At 46.7% G+C, this 274-nt stretch carries 1 protein-coding gene; it reads right to left on the bottom strand.

Going from position 1 to position 274, the window contains the following annotated elements:
* On the bottom strand, positions 1-274 hold a 274-nt coding region (locus ACLJNW_RS24995; RefSeq protein WP_410961327.1), incomplete at both ends, for a hypothetical protein.

Raw genomic sequence — 274 nt, 5'->3', positions numbered from 1 at the left:
ATCATGGATGCATCATCCTGAGCTAGTGTATTACTAACAGTTGGGGAAGATGTAGCTGGTTTAGCTGTAGCTCTGGCCATCTGGTCTGCCTCTATGGTCCAAGGTTCTACAACACCCTGTAAGCCTCTCTGCTGATTGCGTTCAACAGGGTTCAGTCCTTGAGGGTTCTGACGAGTGACTCTTCCAGTGTGAAGCTCCTTGATACATACTTCAGGGAGCTGTTCCCAGTCTGGATCTAAGTGAACATCCACATTGACATAATCTTGTATAGGAT

Origin of the sequence: Salmonella sp. SAL4457, from assembly GCF_046548235.1 — a bacterium.
In the GTDB taxonomy this organism is placed as follows: domain Bacteria; phylum Pseudomonadota; class Gammaproteobacteria; order Enterobacterales; family Enterobacteriaceae; genus Salmonella; species Salmonella enterica.
The sequence above is the reverse complement of the archived record's forward strand: the minus strand, read 5'-3'. Positions and strand labels throughout refer to the sequence as shown.